The 17,598-nt window shown below is 44.8% G+C and carries 17 protein-coding genes; 2 read left to right on the forward strand and 15 right to left on the reverse strand.

All coding sequences use genetic code 11. The annotated features are described in order from the left end of the window. Window positions 1-11: 11 nt before the first annotated feature. The 9 genes from G9G54_RS20445 to G9G54_RS20485 all read right to left on the reverse strand — a co-directional run bounded on the left by G9G54_RS20445 (window position 12) and on the right by G9G54_RS20485 (window position 10,666). Entirely contained in the window at window positions 12-593 is a 582-nt protein-coding gene (locus G9G54_RS20445) for a TerD family protein (protein WP_023987194.1), read from the reverse strand. A gap of 32 nt (window positions 594-625) precedes the next feature. Beyond that, the gene (locus G9G54_RS20450) at window positions 626-1,201 is read right to left on the reverse strand and encodes a TerD family protein (protein ID WP_013308970.1); all 576 of its coding nucleotides are present in this window, start codon (window positions 1,199-1,201) and stop codon (window positions 626-628) included. A 46-nt stretch (window positions 1,202-1,247) separates the two neighbouring features. After that, entirely contained in the window at window positions 1,248-1,841 is a 594-nt protein-coding gene (locus tag G9G54_RS20455) for a TerD family protein (protein ID WP_013308969.1), read from the reverse strand. A gap of 28 nt (window positions 1,842-1,869) precedes the next feature. Continuing rightward, complete coding sequence (locus tag G9G54_RS20460) at window positions 1,870-2,316, reverse strand: tellurite resistance TerB family protein (RefSeq protein ID WP_013308968.1); 447 nt, start codon at window positions 2,314-2,316, stop codon at window positions 1,870-1,872. A gap of 431 nt (window positions 2,317-2,747) precedes the next feature. Then, entirely contained in the window at window positions 2,748-5,960 is a 3,213-nt protein-coding gene (locus G9G54_RS20465; RefSeq protein ID WP_165179401.1) for a chromosome segregation protein SMC, read from the reverse strand. Further along, window positions 5,957-6,670: a hypothetical protein gene (locus G9G54_RS20470; protein ID WP_165179402.1), complete on the reverse strand. Its 714-nt coding sequence runs from the start codon at window positions 6,668-6,670 to the stop codon at window positions 5,957-5,959. Before G9G54_RS20470 ends, G9G54_RS20465 begins: the two co-directional genes overlap by 4 nt. Continuing rightward, window positions 6,624-8,024: a hypothetical protein gene (locus tag G9G54_RS20475; protein WP_238808289.1), complete on the reverse strand. Its 1,401-nt coding sequence runs from the start codon at window positions 8,022-8,024 to the stop codon at window positions 6,624-6,626. The genes G9G54_RS20470 and G9G54_RS20475 overlap by 47 nt, the downstream gene beginning before the upstream one ends. Beyond that, window positions 8,009-9,133, reverse strand: a complete 1,125-nt coding sequence (locus tag G9G54_RS20480) for a Toprim sub domain-containing protein (RefSeq protein WP_238808291.1) — start codon at window positions 9,131-9,133, stop codon at window positions 8,009-8,011. Before G9G54_RS20480 ends, G9G54_RS20475 begins: the two co-directional genes overlap by 16 nt. Before the next feature lie 501 nt (window positions 9,134-9,634). Next, window positions 9,635-10,666: a WXG100 family type VII secretion target gene (locus G9G54_RS20485; protein WP_165179405.1), complete on the reverse strand. Its 1,032-nt coding sequence runs from the start codon at window positions 10,664-10,666 to the stop codon at window positions 9,635-9,637. A 198-nt stretch (window positions 10,667-10,864) separates the two neighbouring features. On the opposite strand from G9G54_RS20485, the gene G9G54_RS20490 reads away from it, so the two are divergent. Both G9G54_RS20490 and G9G54_RS20495 read left to right on the forward strand, forming a co-directional pair. Continuing rightward, the gene (locus tag G9G54_RS20490) at window positions 10,865-11,647 is read left to right on the forward strand and encodes a Cof-type HAD-IIB family hydrolase (RefSeq protein ID WP_165179406.1); all 783 of its coding nucleotides are present in this window, start codon (window positions 10,865-10,867) and stop codon (window positions 11,645-11,647) included. Window positions 11,648-11,736: 89 nt separating this feature from the next. After that, on the forward strand, window positions 11,737-12,525 hold the full coding sequence (locus G9G54_RS20495; protein ID WP_039272492.1) for a formate/nitrite transporter family protein: 789 nt from the start codon (window positions 11,737-11,739) through the stop codon (window positions 12,523-12,525). Between the two features lie 76 nt (window positions 12,526-12,601). Here G9G54_RS20495 and G9G54_RS20500 read toward each other — a convergent pair whose 3' ends face one another. From G9G54_RS20500 to G9G54_RS20525, 6 genes are all read right to left on the reverse strand, one after another. Beyond that, window positions 12,602-12,847 (reverse strand): HPr family phosphocarrier protein, encoded by a 246-nt coding sequence (locus G9G54_RS20500; RefSeq protein WP_023987189.1) that lies wholly within the window; start codon window positions 12,845-12,847, stop codon window positions 12,602-12,604. Between the two features lie 90 nt (window positions 12,848-12,937). Beyond that, window positions 12,938-13,852 carry a DL-endopeptidase inhibitor IseA family protein gene (locus tag G9G54_RS20505; RefSeq protein WP_165179515.1) on the reverse strand — a complete coding sequence of 305 codons (915 nt, stop codon included), beginning with the start codon at window positions 13,850-13,852 and terminating at the stop codon, window positions 12,938-12,940. A 111-nt stretch (window positions 13,853-13,963) separates the two neighbouring features. Next, entirely contained in the window at window positions 13,964-14,197 is a 234-nt protein-coding gene (locus G9G54_RS20510; protein ID WP_023987187.1) for a hypothetical protein, read from the reverse strand. A gap of 174 nt (window positions 14,198-14,371) precedes the next feature. Continuing rightward, window positions 14,372-16,237: a rhamnogalacturonan lyase gene (locus G9G54_RS20515; protein ID WP_446723026.1), complete on the reverse strand. Its 1,866-nt coding sequence runs from the start codon at window positions 16,235-16,237 to the stop codon at window positions 14,372-14,374. Window positions 16,238-16,394: 157 nt separating this feature from the next. Next, window positions 16,395-16,952: an SLOG family protein gene (locus G9G54_RS20520; RefSeq protein ID WP_165179407.1), complete on the reverse strand. Its 558-nt coding sequence runs from the start codon at window positions 16,950-16,952 to the stop codon at window positions 16,395-16,397. A gap of 209 nt (window positions 16,953-17,161) precedes the next feature. Further along, on the reverse strand, window positions 17,162-17,503 hold the full coding sequence (locus G9G54_RS20525; protein ID WP_165179408.1) for an iron-sulfur cluster biosynthesis family protein: 342 nt from the start codon (window positions 17,501-17,503) through the stop codon (window positions 17,162-17,164). Window positions 17,504-17,598 lie beyond the last annotated feature (95 nt).

Genomic DNA, 17,598 nt, shown 5'->3' on the forward strand with positions numbered 1-17,598 from the left:
CCAAGTGGATATTATTGAGCGTCCAAGCCATAGTTTTTAGCAAGCGCACCCAATCCACCAGCAAAGCCACTACCGATAGCCTGGAATTTCCAGTCCGCATTCTGACGGTAAAATTCACAGAATACGACGGCCGTTTCGGTGGAGAAATCTTCTCCCAAATCGTAGCGCAGCACTTCACGATCCGTTGCCGCATCTACCACACGTACAAAAGCATTGGATACTTGCCCAAAGTTTTGCGCGCGTGCCTCGTAATCATAAATGGTAACCGTGATCCCGATACGGTGGATGTTCGCAGGAATCTTCGAGAAATCAACGATGATTTGCTCATCATCCCCATCGCCCTCGCCTGTGCGGTTATCGCCCGTATGAGTAACCGATCCTGCTCCGCCTGTTGGATTGTTGTAAAATACAAAATCATCCGCAGCTTTGGCTTTACCGTCTTCATAAAGTAGGAAAGCCGAAGCATCCAGGTCAAAGTCCGCGCCACCACTATATTTATTCGTATCCCATCCAAGACCTACAACAACACGAGTCAAGCCAGGATTCGTTTTGGTCAGATCAATACGTTGTCCTTTGGAAAGGCTAATGGTCATTCCGCATACCTGCTTTCGTTGTATAGATTTTTTTATGCCAAACCGTAATCGCGCGTCAATCCTGCAAGACCATCTTGGTAGCCGCTACCAATGGCATTGAACTTCCACTCACCGCTATGACGATACAGTTCGCCTACAACAACGCCTGTTTCGATTGAGAAATCTTCTCCCAGATCAAAGCGGACCAATTCTTCATTGTTTGCTTCGTTTACGATACGAGCGTAAGCACGGGACACTTGTCCAAAGTTTTGGCTGCGTTCTTGTGCTTCATAGATTGTAATCGTAAAAGCGATCTTTTCAACGTTAGCTGGCACGCTACCCAAATCAATTTTAATTTGCTCGTCATCTCCGTCGCCATCACCTGTGCGGTTATCCCCTGTATGAACGACAGAACCGTTCTCATTTTGTGGGTTATTAAAAAAGACAAAGTTCTTATCGGATTCTACTTTACCTTCCGCATTAGCCAAAAATACGGATACGTCCAGGTCAAAATCTTTACCACCATCATATTTGTTTGTGTCCCAACCGAGACCAACTGTGATTTTGGACAAACCTGGATTTGTTTTCGTCAAATCAATTTTTTGACCTTTGGATAAGTTAATTGCCATGAGTAAGAACCCCTTTTCACATTAAGTTTTGTATGAGCAACTAAAATTACATATAACGCTGAGCCAGTACATCAATATGTACGGCATGGGTTCCTTCACCGATTGCAGCAAACTTCCATTCGTTGTTATGACGATAGAGTTCTCCACAGACCAGTGCGGTCAGCCCCTCATAATTATCAGATAAATTAAACGTCACCAGTTCCTTGGAATTAGCACCATCCAGAATGCGGATATACGCCTTTTCGATCATGCCGAAATCCTGTTTCCGGTTTACGCAATCATATATATTCACAACAACAAGCACTTTGTCGACATTGGCAGGAATACGTGCCAGGTCAATCGCAATTTGTTCATCATCACCGTCGCCTTGTCCGGTCAGATTATCACCGGAATGCACGACAGAGCCGCATGGACTTTTTTTATTGTGGAAACACACTACGTTATCTGACTGAGTCAGTTTTCCGTTGGCGTCCAGCAAAATGGCAGAAGCGTCACAATCAATATTGGGTTGCTTCTTGAAGCCAAAAAATCCTTTGGACTGTACAGGGTCCCATCCCAATCCTGCTATAACCTTGGTTAGTCCTGTGTTTCCCTTGGTCAAATCAATTTTCTGGCCCTTGACCAGATTAATTACAGCCACTGATTAACACACCTCCCTTCCGTAAAATTTACAGACTAAATTCAGACGGATTCAAACCAAGCGCGCCGCAAATCTCAGCCACAATTCGCTGCTCATTGGCATCAAAGTCACCATCAGCTGCGCCAATAGCGCTACATACGCCAACGACGAGTCGGCCTACTTCAGGCTTGCCATTCAATTTACCAATCGCCTTCAGTGCTTCCTGTTTACCGATTTGAGGTGAAAATTCAAAGTTCGCTACATAGTGATTGAAACGGTTAATGACCTCACCCATATCAAACACTTTCAATTCTTCACTGATATTTATGTATCCGGCCATTTTTGTTTTCTCTTCCGGACTAATCGTACCGTCAGCAAATGCTACTAATGCACAGCCTGCAACAACAGCTTCCATAAAATCTTTATTCTTAAACTTCTTAACTTGGTCTCCAAGTCCCTTTTTAGTTGTATTCAACCAATTTTTAAATGTACTCATGTTTCCCTCCACAATTACGTATTTGGGTAAAGGCATTCTAGTTAATTTCTTCCTTTACTATAACCTGAATTACGATCTTTTTCTACAATAATATACAAAAATACGGTAAATCCGATCTATTTATTATTGGTATCCTCTCTATCTTTAGCCCTATTTTCTACATAAAACCCTCTCTTCCATCATCCATCATTTGGTACCCCAATTGCAAGTCTGTAGCTGAATACAACCCTATTCTTCTAGATGGATTGACAGTTTGAGAGGAAAAAGATATTATTCTATCAAATTACGAGTATTTTTCCGGGAATAATACAAAATAGTAAATTTAATTTAAAAACGAAAAGGCACAGCCTTCCAATTCAACGGAATCCTTGCGCCTTTTACCATAATCCGCAGCCGCCCTATTTGTTATTTATAAGAGACACGGTCACCAATCACATACTTTTCTTAATACGAATTACCTCGCTCTTGGGAACGGAGGAGTCATGGTATACAACGAATGACTTATCAAAATGCTGCAAGTAATCAGCATTTTGCGATTTTGGTGAAAGGATAATCATTTTGCGTGTCAGTTCCTGCTCATACAATTCAAACACCTTTGCCTTGCGGCTCTCATCCAGGGCACTGTCAAATTCATCCAAAATAATATAGCCTGGATTGGTTTCTATGGTTTTTAACAAAGCCAGAGCAAACAACAGTGAACTAAGTGATTCTTCTCCGCCAGACACACCTTTACCTACTTTATTTCCTCGTCCCTTGAGGCTAACCTCCTCCAAAGGACCCCGATGTCCCTGCTTCCTAGCTCTTACGTTTAAAAAATACTTAAGCTCCCCATGTTTGCCCTCTTGATGGTGCCATGTAACTTCTCCATCAAAACCGAATAAATCCATATAATTAATGAATTTCTGATTGACGCGATGCACCTCGTTTTTAACAGTATTAAATAGCTTATCCTCCAACTCCTTAAGCTGCTCCTCCAGTTGTTCCATAAGCAACCTTGCATTTTGCACATCCTGAGCGCCTCTTTCAAATGCTTCTCGGATGCTTTCATAATTTTCAATGGAAAATTCATTAACCCTCTCATCACAAGCAAGCTGGAGTCGAGTACGAGCTTGCTCAAGCTCAGCTTGCAATGCGGGCTCTGTTCTCAATATCATATCTTCCGTTTCTATTTTTTCTTCCTCTATTTCATTCCATAAAAAATCCAGCTTTTCATGCCACTCTCCTAAATCCAATTTGATTTCAGCCTGCTGTCTCTGGAAAACATCACGTTTTTCAATGCTTTTTTCCTTTTGCCGATTAATCTGTTCAATGGTTCCTTCTGTATCTAGCATTTGACTCTTCTTATCCCGTAATCTGCGTTTAGTGCTCTCAATCTGGGTATCAAGATCTTGCAGACGTTTGTTCAAGTCCTTATCTGTCAATATTAACTCTTCTTTCTGACCCCGCAGTTCTTCTAATTCTTTATCTAACTGTTGAAGACGCTCAATCTGTTCCCGTTCATGCTCATATCGTTCATACACGTCTGCATATTCTTGAAGTCGCTCACAATCCTGATACAGTTTGGCAAAAGTTTCATTCAGACACTTGATCTCCGCTTCCACTACAGTCCGGCGCTCTTGCGCCACTGCGCTCTCCTCGTTGGATTGTTCCAACTGCTTCATTCGCAGCTCCCGGTCAGCACTGTCAGCTAAAAAGGTTTCAGCCTGCTGTACTTGCAGTTGAACAGAACGAAACACCCCTAACCGTTCCTGAACCTTATCCCAAGCGGTAATACAGCTATCATAATCCTGCTGTGCTGCTCTGATTTCTTCTTGAACCTTACGTTTGCGAATGAGAACGCCTTTCGTATGAAGCAGCGACTGCTTTTCTTCCTGCGGACCTCTCCGTACATATGGCTCACGCAGTATTCCATTCTCTATTCGGGTCCAGTGTACTCCTTGCTCCAGCTCATACAACCACCACATCGCTCGTTGCGCAGCTGCGTACATCTCATCATTCAGACCTTCCTTAACCTGAATATGAAACTTCTCCAGACGCTTTAGGGAACGTTCAGGAACAACCAAAGGTAGCTCAACATGGATCAGATCATTAGGTGGGGTAAAGGATTTACTGGCTACAAAAATACTGTACTTCACCGCTTCCAATTGAAATTCCTGTTCCAATGGTGCCTGCTCATTCATTTCTAGTAATTGCTGCATCGTGTACACTTGGATACCAAGCTGTCTGAACATGCGAACGGATTCTTCTTGTCGTTTAGACATGAATTTATTTGTGTTTAAAGAAGATTCCTCTTGCTTCAGATTTTCCAGCTTTCGGGATAGTTGCCTGGACTCATCTTGTAATACCAAATGCCTTTCGTCCAACTCTTCAATTTGCCTTTGCACATGAGAGCTTTCACCAAATTTCTGCAGTATTTCACGCGATCGTTTTTCTTCCTCCCGATCCTGCTCGGTGAGAGCAGATAATCTTCCTATCTCTCTTAACAACTTGTCTATACTCGCCTGTAGCTCAAGGTCCTCTATATTTGCTACGCTTCGCTTTTCTTCCGTTTCTTTCATTCTCTTTTGAGCATCAGCTAACAGTATATTTACTTCTTCCGCTGAATACTTAATCCCCCTTATCTCTTCAGCCAGTTCCTTCAAAAGATTGGTAAGCTTTTTATGTTCTTGATCTCGCTCTTTTGTGTCTGTCTCTACTTTTATGAGCTGTAATTCTACAGTTTGCAACCTTAATTCAATATCCTGTTTTTGCAATTGACGATCTGTCTGTGTTTCCTGCAGTCGTTCTATATCCGCGAGCAACATCACCCTTTTCTCCAGATGTTCTGCCTCATCAAACTCCAACTGCTCAATTTGGCCCTCTAGTAACTTCTGCTCATGTTGATACATGTCCTGGAGCTTCGTAGATGTTCGCACAAAAATCCGTAAGTTATCGAGCCTGCTCCGGTTGCGGTTCAACAATTTATCCCGCTCCTTTTGCCATCTCTCCAACTCAAAATTATGTTGAATCTGATTACGTTCCGCTTCCTCACGGGTCTTCATTCCATCCAGCAGCTGTTCCTTGGCTCCTTCCCAGGTACGCTGCATCTTGTCAATTTGCGTCATTTCACCAAAGATGCGAAACCGTTCCTCCGGTCTCATCGTTGCAAATTGATTCACGTCCTGTTGATACCAGATCAGATAAAATGCATCGGGATCAACTACATATTTATGCTGCAATTGAAAACGATACTCTTTAAAATTGTTCACACTGTCTCCAGAGGTAAAACGAGTCTCCTTGTCCCATACTCCAATCTGTTCACCTTCACGAATCCAATATTGTCGTTTAAGCGGCTCGAATGGCTTTTGTTCCACTTGTAATGTGAACTGGATATATGGAGCTGCATCAATCGGATTTGGACTTATATTAGCGAACATAAGCTGAATTTGAGCGTTCCAAACCTGATGCTGCTCTATATTTTTGGAACGAAGACCCTCCAACTCTACTTTAACTGAGTTAAGTACGGCACCCATACAAAATGTCAACGTCGACTTACCTGACCCATTGGGTCCTGTGATAAGAATATGCTCCATGTCCCCGCTCAGATCCAAACGTGTTGGCGGGTAATCGCGTATGCCGGAAATACTTATTTCCCAAGGAATCATCGTGCTTCTCCGCCCCCAAAATTATATCTTTTAAAAAATTTTAGCACTTCATCCATATGCAACTGTTGAGATTGACTAAACTCTGTAAAGCGCTTTAAGTAAGCATTGCCAAACATCCGGCTGCCGATGGCTGTAAGCTCATAGGCTTCCTCATCCGTATCACTGTTAAAAAGTGTAATAGCTCCGATTTTGAGTAATGGTTCAAGATTGGATTTCATTTTTCTACGAATATCTAATGTCTCATGACCGAACGTTTCGACCAATTGTTTGAATAAGGTAAATTCATTTTGTAGAACATCCTGATGATAAAAAATAAACATGAGTAGTGACAGGCTTTCAGCAGATAACATTTCCTTTGCTTGCTGTGCAGGAACGCGCATGAGCACAATGGTCTGATCCTTCCGCTTATCGTACACAAGTTGAAAATACCGGGCAACCGATTGATTAACACGCACGATAAATTGTTGAAAAGCCTCTATTTCTTCTGGCTTAAGCTTAAGCAGACGCATAACTTCCCGTCTTGAAAGACCAAAATTGTCTTTGCGTACCGTAGCCGAAGAGGAAAATATAATTTGCATAAATGCGTGTTCTTCTTCCGGTTTTAGCACAGCCGTCAAGGACGCCATTGCGGATAAAGATTGATAATTATCAACATAGTTATCATCACTCGTTTCGGGTTGTTCGAACAACATATCTTCGGTCTGATTCATCAATCCATTCCCACTCCTTTTCTCTAACCGACTCTTCCAAATCCGGCTCTTCTGCCTCAGAAAATTCTCTAAATATTTCAGCTTGCCGATTGGACACGACAGCCGATATCGCCAACAGTGCATTGATTGCATCTGTCCACTGTTCTGATCCAGCCTCTAATATGAGGGGCTCAATCCCTATTTGCTTGTGCAAGGAGAGAACGCGCTCCACATCCTCTGTGCGGATCATTGTCTTGGTCAACTGCCAAGCCGCATTCTCCATATGATCATTCAGTTCATGCTCTGTCCATTCTTTGGCATCCGTAAACTCCTCTATTATGTCCGACTCTATCGGGTCTATAGAAGGCTTATAATTTTCCAAATATTCAATTGCAGATGTGATCTGCCGTTCCGGTATAGGGGAAGCAAACTTCACAGGAATCCATAATCCGTCCAGACGTTCCCCCTCATCCCGATCCTGTTCCATAAAGCTCAAAATTTCCGTGCCGTTCGGTTGTGTAGAATCCGGTTTTTTATGAAAGGAGTCTATCACATACTGCTTAAAAGCCATCGAATCAATTTGTACACCAATTTCTGTTTCTCGAATATGGGCAAATTTTAATATTTTTTGCAGTGTAGACAAGCTGATTTGCGTACCTTGCAGCATAACGAATGTTCCTTTTTTGAATAAACGATCCCATTTAAGTCCTTCTTCAAATGTCTTCATTTTATCCATTCGTTCATTAAGGCGCTTGTCCAATTGTCCCATTAATTCCACAATAATTTGCACCTGCGGGAGAGCATGTCTGTCTGACAAAAATTCAAGCTGACGCTCCTGAAGCTTGTCAACGGCTTCTTCCACATTCCGAACCATACTGGCTAATCGATTTCCGCCTGATATTCCCTTATCATCATAAGCTTCGCTCAGATCCGCATCACGTGCAGCCTGAAATAACGATCTGGCAATTTCATCTCTCATGTAAAAAGCAAGGGAATCGTTGGCAAGTCGGATAAGCACATCCATCAACCGTTTACCAACATCCATCATTAAAATTCGGCGCTTTCCCCGCATAATCCAATTATATTTTTCCAGTACATTCAACAACCTGTCTACAGATACAGGCGGTTCTGTCCCATAACGGTTGCGATAACGATAATAAAGAGCACTGGCATTTTCAAGCGGTTGTTCCAGGCCCAAGGCCTCCTCGTGAATCAGATTAAGCAGTTGGAGCATATGCAGCACTTTTAGCGGTTCCTCAAAATATTCCCGCAGCTCATTCAACACACCCGACAGCTTAATCACATCCCGGAGTGATTCCCTGACAAGAGGTGTGTCAGCATTCTCATCAAATATTGAAACTAACCGTTGATCCATGTTTTCCATAGTTCTACTCCTCCAAGGAATTCCTCCTGTTCCATGAGCCTGCCCTCGAGCAGAACCTGTTGTATAGCCTGTTTATATTGCTCCCACGCGCTATAAACGCCCACTCGCCTGTTCATTGGCTCAGAAAGTAGCCATTTTACTTTTAGTCGCTGAAAAGGCTGTAACAGTTCCCTTACATGACCAGCTATCACTCCACCAGACTGATCTGTATCACACCAGACAAGTACCTGAGTAACGGACGGTGAATTGCGCATAACGTCCTGAATCAACTTGCGATGACCACTTCTGATCTGACCATCCAGTCCGATAACGAGGCTTCCACTGGAGCGAAGAAAAAGAGAATCTGCGCACAGCCGAGTGAGCAACGCTCTGTTTTCAACAAGCCAGATGACCCGACATGGAGTGCTAAACTCCATTTCAAACACCGTCAGATCTGTTGTGGCGTGCATAAAACCTGCCGGGTAGTAAAGTCCTGAACTTCCAGCCAGTTCACCAGCAAACAGGATTGGCGTGACTGCTCCCAGACTAACTAAACCAATAAAGTGCAATGGCATCCCCAAGTCTTCCTCCAACTTGCCCAGGAAGTCTTTTTTCTCCATATCAAAAGCTTTAGAGCCTCCGATTTGACCATAATAAGCAGCTCCAATCTGCTTCCAGTCAAATTGCTCATGCTCAATTCGCACAGTGGCAACAGCCAGCACAAAATGAATATACTTGCTAAGGCGGCTTTCTCTCCATTGCACTTCTAATGCAGCGCTAACTGGCTGGAAAGCTTGTTCTCTATAGCTGACCGTAAGGGCAGCGCGTAATTTTTCTATATATGTATACAGCTTGTTCAACGCTACATCCTGATATTTGTCCGCACTTCGAACATCTGGTAACTGGTTTAGCAGTGTTTCCGTCTGACTAATCCAGCCTGCCAATCGCTTAAGCATTTCCTCCTGTTCCGCTCTATAATTTTTCCTCTGCATACTGTAAAGTAAATATCCCATCACATAAAAAATTCTCTTCATTGTCTTGCCATCTTTTAAATATTCAGTCTTCCGATAAATCAGTCCTTTTTCAACCCAATCGCTAAGTCTCTCCTGAGTTATGTCCATCTCAAGGCTATAAAGCTGTTTTTCCGTCTTCTTCACAAGAGTACTGTGAAAAATCGTTAGCAACATACGAGAATCTTCACCCGATAGGATCAAACTCTCTTGTGGACAAGAGCCTTTTATATTACCTATTTTTTTATAAATCCTAGTGGAATATTTCATAACTTCTATATCAAAAGAGTTACCTGTAAAAAGATCATTTTGCAGTTCTTCTCCTTTTTTAACATAGTTCCCTTCTATGAATGACAACACTTCCAAACGCTGTATCTCCGATTCGTTCACTTTAATCTCCCGTTCATGGCTACATTTTTCAACCATTGTATCACATAGCACGATAGTTAGATGATGTTCTATCAACTAAACTCAAATTCATTAAACCCTAATATAACAGGGTACGCTTAACCTTCCAACATAAAAAGCACCGTACAAATCGCATAATACGAAATGAACGGTGCATCCGTAAACCCCAAACTATAAATTTCAAACTTTGGATTACACACTTCTTCAGTTATAATCCTCCCAATAGCGATACTCCATTTCATTCTCACCTTTGGTGACGATGATCATGTTCTCGATATGTCCGGTTTCTTTATTCGTTCGGTAGATCATGGTACGGGTTTCGCCCTCATCGGGTACAGAGAAAAGTACTTTGTCACTGAGCATGCCGCCACCAATGCCGACGACGTGTTCCCCCCAGCCGGAGGCTGCGCCAGAACCGATGCCCGAACCTGCTGCACTGACACCAGCCCCGCGCGACAAAATAAGACCTATTCCATATCCGGTGACGGTCTGGGCCGTTTTACCTAGAGCGTGCTCTCCGGCGGATTGGGTATGCTTTTGGACCCAGTAATCGTATTTATCCGTATTTTGCTCGTAACTCACAACATTCCCTTTTTTATCTATAGATATATCCGTTTTGCTTCCGTCTTTACCTGTCAGTTCGGTGACGGCGACAAGGGAATCGGATGTGATCTTGGAGGTCTCTCCTGTATTGTAATCTGTACGGGTAACTGAGTCCTCATATTGCAGCTGCAGGACATTCATCTGATCGTGAATTTTCTGCATAACCTGCTTGTCGCCGATGGCCTCGGCGTTTTTCAGTAGTTCCTCATATTGATGATATTTATCCGCGTCTGCCTGATCCCATTCGTCTATGTTTTTTGGCTGCTTGGCAATTTCTCCACCATGATCTCCAGCCTCTCCACTGCCTGCCAGCGCTGCGCTAGCGTTCATTGCCGCTGCTAGGGCTGTCCAGAAGCCACGTGTGCTTTCACCATCCGCATTTCTAAACTTCGAAGCGATGCTTTTCAGCTCAATTTCAATGGATTGAACCTTATTTAATACAGAAGAAAGTGTATATTTAGCCGTACGATAGTCATTATAAAAACGATTCCTCTCCATACCATCCCACTGGCTGTGAAGGCGGTTCATTGTGCTATCCAGGCCGTTTAACTGGTTATACAGTGTGCCGTGGGCATTGGCAAATTGGGAAGCCACGTTGTCCAGCTGCTCCGGTGTGACTTGGATTTTTGTCATGGTGATCACATCCCATCTAAGAAAATAGGAGATAGAAATTATATTTTACAGTAATCCTTATTTCATATTGTAAGCTATAGAGGTCGGACATTCATGAGGATTTATACGTATTTGTGTATTCAGAAGCAGTTCCTTTGATATAATGAATCCATATGAGTTCATTTCGACAATACATTATTGAAAGTCAGGTGTATGGACATGTCAGACAAAAAAATTATCTTTTTTGATATCGACGGTACGTTACTGGACGATGACAAGAAAATGCCGTTAACGGCAGAAAAGGCCGTCTTTGCTTTGAAAGATCTGGGACATGAGGTGGCCATCGCAACAGGCCGTGCGCCTTTTATGTTCAAAGATATCCGCGAGCAGTTAGAAATTGATTCCTACGTTAGCTTTAATGGGCAATATGTCGTGCTTCGCGGGGAAGTGGTCGCTACCAATCCGCTGAACAGAGAAGCGTTGCAAGCGATGACCGATCTGGCTCTCACACATAATCATGCTCTCGTATATATGGATCATATGGATATGAAGGCCAATATCCCTAACGATGAGCTTGTGGAGAGATCGGTCCAAACGCTTAAGGCCAAGATTTCAGTTGGATACGATCCACTCTATTTCCAGGGAAGAGATATTTATCAGACGCTGTTGATGTGTACAGCAGAAGAAGAGCCTTTCTATGAAGCGGTATTCAAAGCGTTTGACTTTGTGCGCTGGCATCCGAGTTCTGTGGACGTTGTTCCTCATTCTGGCTCCAAAGCGAAGGGCATCCGCGAAATTACGTCCAGACTGGGTATTGCCGATGAAAATCAATACGCCTTTGGCGATGGCTTAAATGATGTGGAGATGCTGACAGCTATACATAACAGCGTCGCGATGGGCAACGGCTGTGATGAAGCCAAAGCCGCAGCTAAAATGGTCACAAAACGCGCAGATGAAGACGGTATTTTGTACGGACTGCAAAAACTTGGTTTGTTAAGCTAACAGGATTGCTGATAGACTGGACATGTTTTGGAAAAAATAAAGTCTGTTTAAAGACTTACATATGAGAAAATAGGAGGTTGTCCTTAAATATGGAGACGGAAGGCTTACGCAATGTCGAACAGCTAGCCATGAAGAAGTACAAAATTTACAAGCAGAGCCTACTCCGGTATTTGGCACGTTCCATGCTGGCGAGTATGTTCATCGGGTTCGGCGTTATTGTAGCCTTCAAGACGGGCAACTTTTTTTACATGGAGCATTCTCCATTCACTTATCCCATGGCGGCACTCACGTTCGGAGCGGCCATCATTCTGATCGCATACGGCGGCGGGGATTTGTTTACAGGTAACACCTTCTATTACACTTATGCTGCGCTCCGTAAAAAGCTGCGCTGGGGGCAGGTGCTTCGATTATGGGCTGCCAGCTATGGCGGTAATTTGCTGGGTGCGGGGGTATTTGCACTCCTTATTTACTTGACCGGGCTGTTTGACTCCTCCAGCGTGAACAGCTTTCTACTGAGTGTGGTTGAGCATAAAATGGAAGCGCCTGCAATGCAGCTATTCTTCCGAGCTATTTTGTGTAATTGGCTGGTCTGTCTTGCCTTTTTTGTTCCAATGTTTATGAAGGAAAATGGCGCAAAGATGTTTGCCATGATGCTGTTTGTGTTCTGCTTTTTCATTTCGGGATATGAGCATAGTGTGGCTAATATGTGTACTTTCGCCATTGCGCTCGTGCTGGATCATCCGGGTACGGTTTCTGTCGCTGGTGTGATCCATAATCTCGTTCCGGTCACGCTCGGAAATCTGGTTGGCGGCGTGCTGCTTATGGGGGTTATGTACTATTCGGTGAATCTCCCGTTTTTAGACGAGGAAGAACACTAAAAAAAGAAGCCGTGGGACTTAGGTTCCACGGCTTGTTTGCGTTATTTTAGTAATAGAGCAGGTGCTTTCTTGCCTCTTATCCTTCTTGAGCAGGAAAATGGATAAATTCCTCCAACTCCTTGAACAGCTTCTTGGGATTAACATTGTCAGGTACAACCAGAGTTAGCGGTTCATCCAGCTTCAGCACATACATGCCTAAAATGGATTTGGCATCTGCCATGCCGCTTTTGCCATGAATCCAGATATCATAGGTATAATTCGAAACGATTTGATTGATTTTTTCAATATCCTTAACGTCTTTTACCTTGATGGGTGTCATCATTGCACAGCACTCCCCTGCATTGAATTGGGGCTTACGAAACAAGCCTTAACATCACTTTACCCTATATGAAGCTTGTTGCAAAATCTTAATTTAGAAAATGACATGCGGCGCGGAGCTGATTTTCCAGTAGCTGCCGACCTTTTCAAAATTCACGGTGATTTTCGCATTCGCCTGCTTGGTTTCTGCCGGATAAGGCACGGTCAGCAGATAGCTGCGCTTCACCGGAGTCATGGTCACCATTTTCGCCGTAGCCCGGTTGAACTCTAGCAAATTGCCACCATCTGCGTTCAACTGAGCTAGTCTGCCGTTAACTTCAACGAAAAATTTACCGACAAATTGCTCACTGGCCTGCTTTGTGTAGGCCTGCGTCAGATAGCTGATCAGCTTGGTCTTCGTGCCGATATCCTCGGACAGATAGCGGTAGCTTTTACCGTTCAACTGGAACGACTCACCCACCGGGCTGCCACCATTGATCGCATACTTATAGCGAGACTGCGCCTCCAGCACAAGCGGAACCGCACTCTCGTGATTCAGCTTGTCCAGCTGCGTCGGTTTCACGCTGGAAGCCGCGGCTGCTGGCGCCGAAGTGGACGGCTGTTGCGGCTTAGACGGCTTCACAGTCGACGGTACGGACGGAGCAGCCGCTGGTGCTACCGATGTAGATGGACGCTGTACTGGTGCAGACGGAGCTGCTGGTGTAGCGGCTTTGGCGGAACCTGCGGCTGCGGGCGGAGCTGCTGGTGTAGCGGCTTTGGCGGAACCTGCGGCTGCGGGCGGAGCCGATACAGCTGGAACCGACGGCGCTTGTGCCGGAGCCGGTGTCGTAACCGACGCAGACGCTGCTGGTGCTGGCACCTGGGCCGGGGCGGATGCGGACGGACTGGCCACGCTCGGTTGCGTCGTTTCCGCTGGAGCGGTCACAGCGGGCGCGGCTGCGGCGGCCTGTGCCACGCTCATAAGTGTGGCCGCAATGCACAATGCGGATAGCTTCGTATTTATTTTCATACTCATATACACCTCCATAATCATATGTCTGCATAAACTGCACACGTCTCTATTATAAGAATTTCACTTCTCGATTGGGTTGCTAAATTGTTTCTTTTTGCCTTTTTTTGTTCATTCTGCACGAAGTTTGTCCGTATTTGCCGGGGACGGTTGTTCTGACTGTTTCAACTGCTTTGCCTCCATCTCTTCCAAGGATAGCGACAGTTGCTTAACAGATCGGTCCAGCTCCTCCAATCTGCGACTCAAAGTGACGAGGATGTATTTTAACAGAATTAGACTTAATGCAGCAGGGAATCCGACATTAGTTACGAGCTCGATCATGCCTTCAGTCGTTAAAGAACTCACCGATTCCGCCTCCTTTTTCATACATATGTTCCACCAATAAGAACTAACGTTCCCATTTTTTATGGAAATCATACTATCTTGTGGGCTGTCATGGCAAAAAGAGCTCCAATTAGCTTGGAGCCCTCTCTGTTTTTGTTCATTCTACCTGCTTTCAGACCACTACCGAACGACATATCAAGGAGTATATATATTCTGCTGCTGGGGCTTGGACATCCCTTCTCCCAGATAAAATCCGGTGTGCGGCGGCTGATTATAAGCTACGTTCTGCCAAACAACACTCAGGCGATACACTGGATCATGCATAAGCGTGTAGAATCGATGTTCTGACTCGTATGGTGTTGTGTAGATACGCAGCGCCGAATTATCACTTTTGCGCCAAATGACTTCCTCACGCCAGTCACCGAACAAATCGGCCTGCAAGGACGGCGTTCCTTTGGTTCCGTTATTGGAACTCGTTCCTGTTGCCGTAAGCAAGTTGGAAGTAGTCGAGTTCGTATAGTTCCACTTGTCTATTTTTCCAGCGCTTGATGAGGTATGATCCAGCAGTTCACGGAGGAGATCCCCATCCCACCAGATGCCAAAATTAATGGAAGACGGTAGCGTGTTGGTAATGAGCTGCCCCTTAGCTGAACGCAAACCAATACCCGGTGCCCACTGCTCGTTCCCTTTGGTCCGCGGGTCAATGTCTGCCGACATGCCTCTTCCAGTATCCTTGCCTGTATTTACGCCCCATAAAATATTTCCATTACGCGGGTCGTACATGGCAGCTCCGTAGGTGGCATTTTTGTCCTCGTTCACCTTGAACACTTCATAACCTGAACGGTCGGGGTCCAGATCGCCAACATGAAGTGCATCTCCATGTCCCATCCCCGTGTTAGCCAGCTTCGCTCCGTTATCGTCTACAACCAGCGAGCCATACACGATCTCATCCTTATCATCTCCATCCACATCCGCCACGCTCAAACTGTGGTTCCCCTGTCCAGCCGTTCCAGCATTGGTGGAGCTGTTGCTGTCAAAGGTCCAGCGTCGGCTCAGGTTCCCGTTCCGCCAATCATATGCGACCAGAACGGTGCGGGTGTAATAACCACGTGCCATCACAATGCTGGGTCTCACGCCATCCAGATAAGCAACCCCGGCGAGAAAACGATCTACACGGTTACCATAATTATCTCCCCAGTTCGATACCGTTCCGCGCGGTGGCACATAGTCGATCGTACTAAGAGCCTTGCCTGTATCACCTGAGAACACAGTTAGAAACTCGGGACCTTTCAAAATATATCCACTCGTGTTTCGATGATCAGCCGAAGCGTCACCAATCTTCACACCTGCACCATCTACCGTGCCGTCTGCTGTTTTACATACGATCTCTGCTTTACCATCTCCATCAAAATCGTAGACGAGAAATTGTGTGTAGTGGGCTCCAGCCCGTATGTTCCGTCCCAGGTCGATCCGCCATTTGCGTGTTCCATCCAGCTCGTAGCCATCCAAAAATACATTTCCCGTATAACCGGATTGCGAATTATCCTTGGCATTGGAAGGGTCCCATTTTAACACAATCTCATACTCACCATCTCCATCGAGATCCCCTACGCTGGCATCATTGGCGTGGTACGTGTAGTTCACATTATCCGGGGTTGTGCCTCCCGCGGGCTGCTGGATCGGAACATCCAGATAGTTGTTGTTCCATACCTTCACCGCAGGGGAAGCGGCCTGCTCTGCTCCATTGACCACGGCACGAACGGTATACGAAGATGAGGTCGTACCTGCCTTGTCCAAAAAGTTGGTTCTCGATGTAATCGGCGCATCGTTCACCTTGCTTGTCCCTCTGTACAAATTAAAGCCGACCGAATCCGCTTCCGTGCCCAGCAAGCGCCAGCTCACCAGTACACCCTCAGGCACCTTAACAGCGACGGCTCCACGGTTTAGCTTTTCCATTTGCCTCGTAGAGGCAGCAGAGACCTGGCTATCCATCGGGGTGACCACTCCACTCAACATGACACCGAGACAGAGCAACGCAGCATACCGAAACCTTTTGTTCATCTGAATCATTAGCTCCTTTCATGGTTTGTATTTTCAATAAATTTATTTTATGTGACTGATAAGTTATTGTTGTTTAAATTTTATGATAGCGCTTACATCAATGTAAAGGGACGAGCACGTCCTTTTTGTTCAAAAATCCGGGCTAATGCTTTAAAAATCAGAGGTCCATGAATAATCTTTCTTCATCCGCGATGCTCTGGATATCCTCCGAGCTGATGCTGATATACTGATAGCCCTCTGCCTGTTGTTTTTTCAATGCAAGTTCCTTCATAAAACGTGGGCTGCCCTCTCCGGCATCTTCATCGTAAACAAGCAATAAACCGTCTGTTTTGCGGAAAAGGAGTTCATCCCGTGCCTTGAGTTGCCATATTCCCTGATAGGGCTGACGACTAACTACTCCCACATAGTCAACTTCGGCACAAATCTGCTGAAAATATTCCTTTTTGTCCTCTTTCCATTTCTCTTCCATATTTTGATAAGCCATCATAATAGAGCATTTTAGGTGGGGATATTGCAGTTTCAGTGCAGTAACGACCTCGCAGGCCCACAAGTCCACCCCGTATTGACCGGGGGTAATCACCCATTCCAACCCTTCTTCAATCAGGGGAATAAGCCTGCCTGCAATCGCCTTTTTAATGTATGGAATGCCTTCGTGCTTCTGACTGAAAATATTCAGTTCATGGGCACGATAGCCCGAAACGAGCAAGTTTTTCATCTTCTCAACGTCCTTCTCCGATTATCATAAAGGTTATTGTACCACTTCAGAGCAGATCACTAAACACTTCGTTTTTTGGAGGAACGAATTGAATATAACGCAAAAAACGAACCTCTTCCAATTGGGCTGGATCAGGTTCGTCTTTTGGAGTTTGGTGCTAGTTCTGAATGGATGGTTTACCCATCGCTATTATCCTTTTCCATTCCATATCACTCCTCAGACGATTTTATGCGGACATCTTTAATTCTAATGTTGCTACTAAATATACCGGCATCACTGGTTAGCTTGAATGACGGGTAACTAGGGTCTGCCTCAAGCCGCATTCTGCTATCGAACTGCTGCTCCTGCTGCTGATCTACCCAAAAAGAATAAGGCTCTGACTGAACTACTTTATCAGTTGCATTCGGTGTAGTGACAACCAAGATGACGAGTACGCCATTGCATCCACAATCCTCGGTGTCATAAAACAACTTGAACATTCCCGGTCGTCCTGAAAGGGCCAATTCTAGCCTGTCAACGGACAAGGAATCCAATTCTAAATGTATGCTCATGAGATAAATTCTCTCCTTTGTAAATGAGATGTTTGGAGCCGTCAGCTCCATAAAGACTAAATTTTAACTATGTGTTCATTATAGTCATGTTTTCG

Source organism: Paenibacillus sp. EKM212P, assembly GCF_011066115.1.
GTDB classification, from domain to species: Bacteria; Bacillota; Bacilli; order Paenibacillales; family Paenibacillaceae; genus Paenibacillus; species Paenibacillus polymyxa_B.